This window comes from Gelidibacter salicanalis (assembly GCF_016469035.1).
GTDB lineage: Bacteria > Bacteroidota > Bacteroidia > Flavobacteriales > Flavobacteriaceae > Gelidibacter > Gelidibacter salicanalis_A.
On the sequence record NZ_JAEHJZ010000053.1, the window covers coordinates 38318 to 46838 of the forward strand.

An 8521-nucleotide genomic window follows, 5' to 3' on the forward strand; every position below is an offset into this window, starting at 1 on the left:
TTGTTTTTCAATGGACACATGCTGCTCGCCATTCATCATTCTGTTGGATATTAAAATTTTTAGCATGCTCATTTCATGTGTTGTTTTGAAAAGTTTAGCAAATATAGCGATTATTGTAATTTACAAAAGTAGAACTTGTTTAATTCCATCTTAAGGTTTCCATGATGTGCTTGATATCTTTCTTTAAGTATTCTGCCGCCGGTAATATAGAATCAAAATTTGGTTTGGCATAAAAATAAAGTGACCCATTAAGAAAGTGATTGACGCTATCCGTAACATAAAATTGGGATTGTGATGCGGCATTGCCACCAATTTCATAAAACATGCCGTACACCTTATGATCAGTGTTGGTATAGAGATTGCCTTCAATGGCATCAGCTTTTAGGGTGTGTTCCTGGGTCAGGTTTTGAGAATCTCTAATTAGCGGGATCAGGTTATCTTCAGTTACTTTTATATAGGTCAAATAAATGGTGCCTTTTAAAGACGGGTAGTTAATATCTATGCCATACGTCTCATTCTTGGCGTCCACTTTAATATTTTTAATATCTGTGGCAAGTTTGTTTTTCTCAAAGGTAAACGGTAGGTTGAGCGAAATTTCTTCGTACTTTGCTTGCGGATAATCTAACCGCAAAAAGCCTTTTGGTTTAGGAACAGGATCCCCTCCACATGAAAAGCAGAGCGCAAGCGTTAAGGTGAGAACAAAAAATTTGGCTTTTATCATTTTAAAATGGTGAATTTTACTTGTTTAATCCGCTTTTTATCTAAAGCTTCAATAGTAAACACGTAATTCTTGAAATTTATTTTACTATTGTGCCTCGGGAAAAGTCCAGAAATTTCGAGTACAAAACCAGCAATGGTTTCGGCTTCACCTTTATGGTTTTCAAAATCGGTGTCAGAGTCCAGATTCACAATTTTGTAAAAGTCCTTCAGTGGAGTTTTGCCATCAAAAGAGTAATTATTATCGTCAATTTTGGTGTAGATCAAATCGTCATCATCAAACTCGTCGCTTATATCTCCAACAATTTCTTCAATAACATCTTCTAAAGACACCAGGCCTGAAGTGCCTCCATACTCGTCAACAACAACGGCTAAATGCACTTTTTTCTCTTGAAACTCCGCCATTAAATCATCGAGTTTTTTATTCTCAGGGACGAAGAACGGATCACGTAACAATGCGGTCCAATCAAATTGTTTTCTATCGATATAAGGCAGCAGATCTTTTACATATAAAATACCCACAACAGAATCAATGGAGTCTTTATAAACTGGAATTCTGGAATAGCCATTTTTGATGATTTCTGGAATGATTTCAGAATATTTCTGTTCTGTATGCAATGCAAAAATATCAATACGCGGTCGCATTACTTGTTTCGTATCTGTATTTCCAAAGGACACAATACCTTGCAGAATGCGATGTTCTTCCATAGTGGTTTCATGCTCGCCAGTAAGCTCTAAGGCTTGTGATAACTGATCTACACTAAGGTTTGATTTCTGTTTTCCCAATCTGTTGTGAATGCCAATAGTGATGGAGCGCATGGGTAAACTGATGGGCGAAAAAATCACATCTAAAACTCTTACCGGCTGCGCCATAAACATGGCGAACTTAATTCGGTTTCTGTTGGCGTATATTTTTGGAATAATTTCGCCGAAGAGCAAAATAAGAAAGGTAACTACAACTACTTCCAGCAGGAATTTTAGCCACATAATGCTAATTTGATGAAACAGAAACTCTCCAAGATAAGCAAACAGGATGACGATGGCAATATTAATAAAGTTATTGGCAACTAAGATGGTGGCCAATAGCTTTTTAGGGCGTTCTAAAAGCCTTGATATGGTCTGAAATGTCGTTGGGTTTTGCGCCAATCCGTCATCAATATCAGAACGGGATAAAGAGAAAAAGGCTACTTCAGCCCCAGAAATAAGGGCAGAGCAAGCAAGCAATATAAATAATAAGACAACACCAATAATTAAGGAGATGTTGTCAGAAGACTGAAGAAGGATAAGGAATTGTATGGGTTCAGGGTCCAATAGAAAAGAAGTTATTTAGATTTTTTAAAATGGTAAATCATCATTCTGTTCAGGTTCAGCACCATTTTTATTTGGGTCTGATGCTTGAGGTGTCTGGTTTGACGCATGTTCTTGACTGTCATTTTTAGTGCTTAAAAATGTAAAGTCTGTACATTGGATTTCTGTAGAATACCGCTCGATACCCTTGTCATCATTCCATTTTCTTGTTTTGATCCGCCCTTCAATATACACTTTGTCGCCTTTGCTTAAATATTTTTCACATATTTCAGCCGCTTTATTGCGAACCACTATATTATGCCATTCCGTATTGCTAATGCGCTCATTGGTTTGTTTACTTGTATAGGTCTCGTTAGTGGCCAACGGGAAGCGTCCTACACAGTTTTTATCATCAAAATAGTGCATTTTCACATCATCACCTAAGTGACCAATTAACATGACTTTATTTAAAGTTCCTGACATAACAGTTATTAGAATTTAAGTGCAAAATTAACCATTTGCACGGACTTTATTAAAAGTAATAAAAAAATGTGAGTTATTATTTATTGCGTTTGAATTTGTTATGGGGTGTTGATGATCGTTTTTATATCCACGCCTCGGTTAACGCCCGTGTCATAGCCCATTGCAAACTTAAGGCTTAAAAAAACTCATCAATAAAATTACTGATCAATATTGGTGTGGGGTGGTTTTTGATTTCGGTGATGGGAATACCCTTCTGAGGAAGCTGATCTATTTCAACAATCCAAAATTTGGTATGCAGATGCTGATGGGAAAGTTTGTGTACGATGTCTTTATTATTATAGAGACTAAAATCGAAAGCAGCGTCTTCAAAATAAGCACTTATAAAAGGATGCTTTTTAAAATCCGCTATTTTTAGTTTCTGATCGGTTTCTAATAATGGGAATTGATACAAATTTTGCCAAATGCCTTTGCTTGCCCTCTTTTGAAAAATCGTTTTTTTATCGGTAGATAATAGGACCAGAAAATTAAAATACTTTGTGCTGACTTTTGTTTTGTTAAGTTTTACAGGCAGCTGATCAATCCGGTTTTTTTGAAGTGCTACGCAACTTTCATTTAAAGGGCAGGTGTGGCAATAGGGGTTTTTAGGCTTGCATTGCACGGCGCCAAACTCCATAATGGCCTGATTATAATCTGATGGGTGTTCATGATCCATTAAAGATGCGGCAAGTGCTTTAAACTCTTTTATCCCAATTGTGGAATTTATAGGGGTGTCAATCCCAAAGTAGCGCGACAATACTCTATAAACATTACCATCAACAACTGCAGTGGGTTCTCCGTAGCAAATGGACGCTATGGCACTGGCGGTATAGTCGCCCACACCTTTTAGTTTTAAGAGGTCTTTATAGGTGTTTGGAAAGATGCCATTAAGATCATTGGCAATATGTTTGGCTGTGGTGTGTAAATTTCGGGCTCTAGAGTAATAGCCCAAACCTTGCCAAAGTTTTAAAACCTCGCCTTCTTGAGCATTGGCAAGATCAAAAACGGTGGGATATTTGCTAACGAAAGCATCGTAATATGGGAGTCCTTGAGCGATTTGGGTTTGTTGTAAAATTATTTCCGATAACCAGATGTGATAGGGGTTTTTGGTTTTGCGCCAGGGGAGGTCGCGCTTATGTTCTGAATACCAAATAGTTAAAGTCTTGTTAAAATCCATTTATTTTTTTTAATCTCTACAAAAATAATCCTTTACAAGCTTAAATTTTAATTAATTAGGCTTGAAATATTGAAATTAAAATCCCTATATTTGCAACCCTTATAATTAATAGATAAACCCTAAAATTAATAACAATGACAAAAGCTGATATAGTAGCGAAAATTTCTGAGAAATTAGGAATTGAAAAAGGAGATGTTCAAGCGACCGTTGAAACCTTTATGGAGGAAGTTAAAACATCTTTAGAGAGTGGAGACAATGTGTATTTAAGAGGTTTTGGAAGCTTTATTGTTAAAACAAGAGCTGAGAAAACCGGTAGAAATATTTCTAAAAACACGACAATTAAAATACCAGCACACAACATTCCAGCATTTAAGCCTGCAAAAGTTTTTGTAGAAGGCGTTAAATCTAATGTTGAAGTATAGTAAACATATAAAAGGAAACATTAATTTAAAAAAGACTTGATTTATGCCAAGTGGTAAAAAAAGAAAAAGACATAAGGTAGCGACGCATAAGCGTAAAAAACGTAGACGCGCTAACCGTCACAAGAAAAAATAAATTGAAAAAGTAGTTTTTAACTACTTTTTCGGTTTTTACAGTAACGTTCTTTGATATAAAATTTAAGTGAGACCGCTGGTTGTGGCTGGCTTATATTTACCGGAATTATCCCGATTGTTTATCGGGAATCCTGTGTCAAAAAAATTTAGTATAATCCATCTGTTCTGATGTATTTTAGGACGGATTTAAATTAACAACATGGATAAGGAATTAATTATTCGTTCAAGTTCAGACTTTGTTGATTTTGCCTTATTAAAAGATGGAAAACTTATTGAATTACATAAAGATGAAGAGGATAACAACTTTGCGGTTGGTGATGTGTTTATTGCCAAAATCCGTAAAGCTGTTCCTGGACTAAATGCTGCATTTGTTAATGTAGGCTATGAGAAAGATGCATTTTTGCATTATCATGATTTAGGTCCAAAATTACCTTCGCTTTTAAAATTCGTAAAACGTGTAAGCACAGGGAAACACACAGATTTTCTACTCAAAAACTTTCAATTTGAAAAAGATATTGATAAAGATGGTAGCATTGTTGACGCCTTAAAATCCAATCAATCGCTCTTAGTTCAAATTGTAAAAGAACCTATTTCAACCAAAGGGCCTCGCATTAGTAGCGAGTTGTCAATTGCCGGAAGGTATATTGTTTTGGTACCGTTTTCTGATCGGATTTCTATTTCTCAAAAAATAGAATCAAAAGAAGAGAAAGATCGTTTAAAACGATTGGTCAAAAGCATTACGCCTAAAGGGTTTGGCGTTATTGTCCGTACGGTTGCTGAAGGTAAAAAAGTGGCTGAGCTAGATACTGATTTGCAGAACCTATTGAGCCGTTGGACAGCAATGTGCAAGAAACTCAACAAGGCCCCTCACCCGAGTAAAGTACTTGGAGAGATGAACAAAGCATCTTCAATTTTGAGGGACATCTTCAACGATTCGTTCTCAAGTATTGTTGTAGATGATGAAGAGTTATATATGCAAATCAAAGATTACGTGCATCAAATTGCACCAAAAAAGGAATCTATTGTAAAACATTACCAAAATGGCGTGCCCATTTTTGAAAAACATGGTATTGAGAGGCAAATAAAAACCTCTTTCGGACGTACAGTCTCTATGGCTAAAGGTGCGTATATTGTAATAGAACACACCGAAGCACTCCATGTTATTGATGTGAACAGTGGCAATAGATCCAATAAAGAAAAAAATCAAGAGGATACTGCTTTAGAAGTCAATATGATTTCAGCTACTGAAATTGCCAGACAATTGCGTTTACGCGATATGGGAGGTATTATAGTAGTCGATTTTATTGATATGGGCAATGCAGAGAATCGAAAGAAACTGTACAATCATCTTCGTGACGAAATGAAAGATGATAAAGCAAAGCATAAGATATTACCTCCTAGCAAATTCGGTCTGATCCAAATTACCAGACAACGCGTGCGCCCAGAAAGGAATATTGAAACAAAAGAAGAAAACCCGAATGTTAGTGGGGAGGAGATTGAAGCGCCAATTAAGGTGGTACAACGCATCACTCAAGACATGGAACGGATTTTCAAAAAAGACTACAAAAAGGTGACCTTAAACACACATCCTTTTATAGCAGCCTTTTTGACCAAAGGATTCCCGTCCATCAGGTCAAAATGGTTTTTAGAACATAAAAAATGGGTAAAAGTATTGCCCAGAGATGCTTACACATATCTTGAATACCATTTTTACGATAAAAATGGAGACAAAATCAATTAAATCACAAACCCCTTATTTCTTTGGAAGTAAGGGGTTTTTATTTTTTCTATAAATTTAAACTCGAAGCTTATTATATAAACCATTAATTTGACTTAGAATAATTTATTCCACCTATATTATAGTTTCGTTTTGAGTTCTATTTTTCCATCAGATGCTTTGTAAGGTTCAAATATTATAATTCTTTTGCCCTCGCCATAATAGTCTGTATACCATCTTTCATCTATATCTCCCGATAATTTTAAAATAGGTTTACTATCTTTAGAATCAAGTTTTATTAAAATTGTATCATTGGTATATCCCTTTACCCAAATATTCATCATAGCATATGGATAGTTTTTGTATGGTTTTAAGACAATGATTTTAGAATCGGTAAAGTCATCGATTATTAAGATCTTATTATCTTGACCGCATGATGATAAGAGTATGAGAAGAGTCCATATTAAAGATTTAAGTTTTCTCATTGTCTATTTGTTTGTAGGTGTTAATTGTGAAGCATCTGTGGCTTTCCAAAAGCCTGTTGTAAATTCTAAATGATTTAAGTAGCGCAACTCTCCATCGTCTAATGCTTGTTGCACCAATTGGTACAGTCTTCCAGCACCGTTTGCAATTTGTCTACCTTGGGTATTGTTGTATAAATCCATCTGAGTTTCTTTATAATGATTTGAATAATTTGGATCATAATCTATAGCTTCATGAGCAGTAGTTAACTTTTTAGTGAGAGTCTCGCCAATATAAACAGTGCTCAGGGCATTCCAAAATGTGTGCTTAAACGCATCTCCTTTTCTGTTCCTTACAGGATTAGGAAATTTGGATTCGGAGTAAATATAGGCTTGTGTGGCTGCCTTTAAATATAAACCTTGAGTAACAGTGGGAAGTGCTTCAAAAATTGTGATCTCAGCTTCTGACATTCGTGTTTTATAATCTTGTGCAACCAATGGATTGTAGATTAATCTATTAGTTAAATCTATCTCACCGTCATTTTGGAGAGCATCAATACCAATAACCGAAATCGCTTTCATTTCTGTAGTTGGATTGTTCCCCAAAAACGTTTTAATAAGATTGGCTTCAGCATCGTTCTCGTACAGCCAAAGCAGCTGCTCATACGAAAGTGTGTTGTCCAACAGGTCATTGATGTCATTTGCAATAATATCTTCTCCACAATCATTTGTTTGGCAGTTAGGTGGCAAGGTAATGCCGGTATCTACACCATCAGGGTAGCCCGATGGTGGATTGTTTCCATTTGGGCTTCCGGTGTCGGGTTGTCCTCCCGTAGTGCCGCCGCCGCCTGATTCACCGTCACACGTAGTAAACAGCGTCATTTGTACGATCCAAGAAGAATAAGGCGCGTTTCCGCCCGCGGATTGATAGTTACAGCTCCCTGCTTGACCTGCTCCTGAATGCTCACCCGAATAACAATTGTGTTTTATTTCAAGAATATTTACCTCGTAACTTTCCTCACATCTGTTGGCATACAATTCTGAAACACTTTCAACATCAATCTCTTGGAAACCAATGATCTCAAAACTTTTTTTCTCATTGGTCAATCCACCGGGAAAGAGATAAGTGATTATGTACGCACTGTACTCAGTATGTATCGTTTTTTTTGATAGAACTAAGTTTTCTATGATGTTATCTTCCAGTTCATACGGTCTTTCAACGTAAAATGAATAGGACTCCTTTGTGCCATCTGTTGCCGCTATGTGGGTTACTCTATCTGTAAATATTGTGAAATTATCTGTTCTTATAATGTTGCTTCTGGAAGCGTATCCATCTTTTTCTCTTTTAGATTTGGATAGAAGATTCAGTTTGTTGAGTAGTGGTGTGTTATCCTTTATGAAACTAAAGCTTTTATGGGTAACAGTAAAATTTTTTTCTTGATTTTCAACATCAGTAATTAAATCGTTTTCTTTTTGGCAACTAATGACGAAAAATGTCATAATAAATAGCAGTACGCTAAGTTTAATTAGGTTTTTGGAATTTTGTTTCATAATTTAAGGTTTTTAATAAATTGAATTCGCCGATGCTCTGCATTGAAGCTATCAGAGGAAAATTTGAATACGATTGGTTTTCATTGAATTTTAATACTTTCTTCAGTTGAATACCCTGACGGCTCCGCTTCGAGATTTATTTATTCAAATACAATCTACAAACTAAAATTTACTATTAATTACGGTTTTTCCGTAACCATAGTAAGGTAAAACCGTACTATTTCCATTTTGCGCGGGTTGACAATATATCTTGTTAAGCTAAAAATTTTCAACAAATTCTCCAGTAATCGTTGCGATTGCTGGATTGCTTATATTTTGAAAAACAATTAAAAACAATTCTGTTTTAACCGATTTCTTACAGTCAGTGTAGTAAAAATGGTTTTTAGAACATAAAAAATGGGTAAAAGTACTGCCCAGAGATGCTTACACATATCTTGAATACCATTTTTACGATAAATATGGAGACAAAATCAATTAAATCACGAACCCCTTGTTTTTTGGATGCAAGGGGTTTTTTTATGTGCGCTACGCATACCAT

General features: G+C 35.7%; 8 protein-coding genes. 2 read left to right on the plus strand and 6 right to left on the minus strand.

Annotated elements, in window-relative coordinates; genetic code table 11:
- Positions 1-139: 139 nt before the first annotated feature.
- The 4 genes from gldD to mutY form a co-directional block, all read right to left on the minus strand.
- On the minus strand, positions 140-721 hold the full coding sequence (gldD, locus tag JEM65_RS19295) for a gliding motility lipoprotein GldD (RefSeq protein WP_199603102.1): 582 nt from the start codon (positions 719-721) through the stop codon (positions 140-142).
- A complete protein-coding gene (locus JEM65_RS19300) occupies positions 718-2028 on the minus strand; it encodes a gliding motility-associated protein GldE (RefSeq protein ID WP_199603103.1) in 1311 nt (436 codons plus the stop codon). The genes gldD and JEM65_RS19300 overlap by 4 nt, the downstream gene beginning before the upstream one ends.
- Positions 2029-2052: 24 nt before the next feature.
- Positions 2053-2487 (minus strand): single-stranded DNA-binding protein, encoded by a 435-nt coding sequence (locus tag JEM65_RS19305; RefSeq protein ID WP_199603104.1) that lies wholly within the window; start codon positions 2485-2487, stop codon positions 2053-2055.
- A gap of 175 nt (positions 2488-2662) precedes the next feature.
- Entirely contained in the window at positions 2663-3700 is a 1038-nt protein-coding gene (mutY, locus tag JEM65_RS19310) for an A/G-specific adenine glycosylase (protein WP_199603106.1), read from the minus strand.
- A 134-nt stretch (positions 3701-3834) separates the two neighbouring features.
- Between mutY and JEM65_RS19315 the strand changes: the two genes are divergently transcribed.
- On the plus strand, positions 3835-4122 hold the full coding sequence (locus tag JEM65_RS19315) for an HU family DNA-binding protein (protein WP_066431871.1): 288 nt from the start codon (positions 3835-3837) through the stop codon (positions 4120-4122).
- 331 nt (positions 4123-4453) lie between these two features.
- The gene (locus JEM65_RS19320) at positions 4454-5995 is read left to right on the plus strand and encodes an Rne/Rng family ribonuclease (RefSeq protein WP_199603108.1); all 1542 of its coding nucleotides are present in this window, start codon (positions 4454-4456) and stop codon (positions 5993-5995) included.
- 116 nt (positions 5996-6111) lie between these two features.
- Here JEM65_RS19320 and JEM65_RS19325 read toward each other — a convergent pair whose 3' ends face one another.
- Both JEM65_RS19325 and JEM65_RS19330 read right to left on the minus strand, forming a co-directional pair.
- The gene (locus JEM65_RS19325) at positions 6112-6456 is read right to left on the minus strand and encodes a hypothetical protein (protein WP_199603110.1); all 345 of its coding nucleotides are present in this window, start codon (positions 6454-6456) and stop codon (positions 6112-6114) included.
- Positions 6457-6459: 3 nt separating this feature from the next.
- The gene (locus tag JEM65_RS19330) at positions 6460-7983 is read right to left on the minus strand and encodes a DUF6973 domain-containing protein (RefSeq protein ID WP_199603112.1); all 1524 of its coding nucleotides are present in this window, start codon (positions 7981-7983) and stop codon (positions 6460-6462) included.
- Positions 7984-8521 lie beyond the last annotated feature (538 nt).

What these genes read in the sequence shown, in the direction of transcription:
- gldD (WP_199603102.1), bottom strand. Translation starts at nt 721, where the DNA reads ATGATAAAAGCCAAATTTTTTGTTCTCACCTTAACGCTTGCGCTCTGC.
- mutY (WP_199603106.1), bottom strand. Translation starts at nt 3,700, where the DNA reads ATGGATTTTAACAAGACTTTAACTATTTGGTATTCAGAACATAAGCGC.
- JEM65_RS19315 (WP_066431871.1), top strand. Translation starts at nt 3,835, where the DNA reads ATGACAAAAGCTGATATAGTAGCGAAAATTTCTGAGAAATTAGGAATT.
- JEM65_RS19305 (WP_199603104.1), bottom strand. Translation starts at nt 2,487, where the DNA reads ATGTCAGGAACTTTAAATAAAGTCATGTTAATTGGTCACTTAGGTGAT.
- JEM65_RS19330 (WP_199603112.1), bottom strand. Translation starts at nt 7,983, where the DNA reads ATGAAACAAAATTCCAAAAACCTAATTAAACTTAGCGTACTGCTATTT.
- JEM65_RS19325 (WP_199603110.1), bottom strand. Translation starts at nt 6,456, where the DNA reads ATGAGAAAACTTAAATCTTTAATATGGACTCTTCTCATACTCTTATCA.
- JEM65_RS19320 (WP_199603108.1), top strand. Translation starts at nt 4,454, where the DNA reads ATGGATAAGGAATTAATTATTCGTTCAAGTTCAGACTTTGTTGATTTT.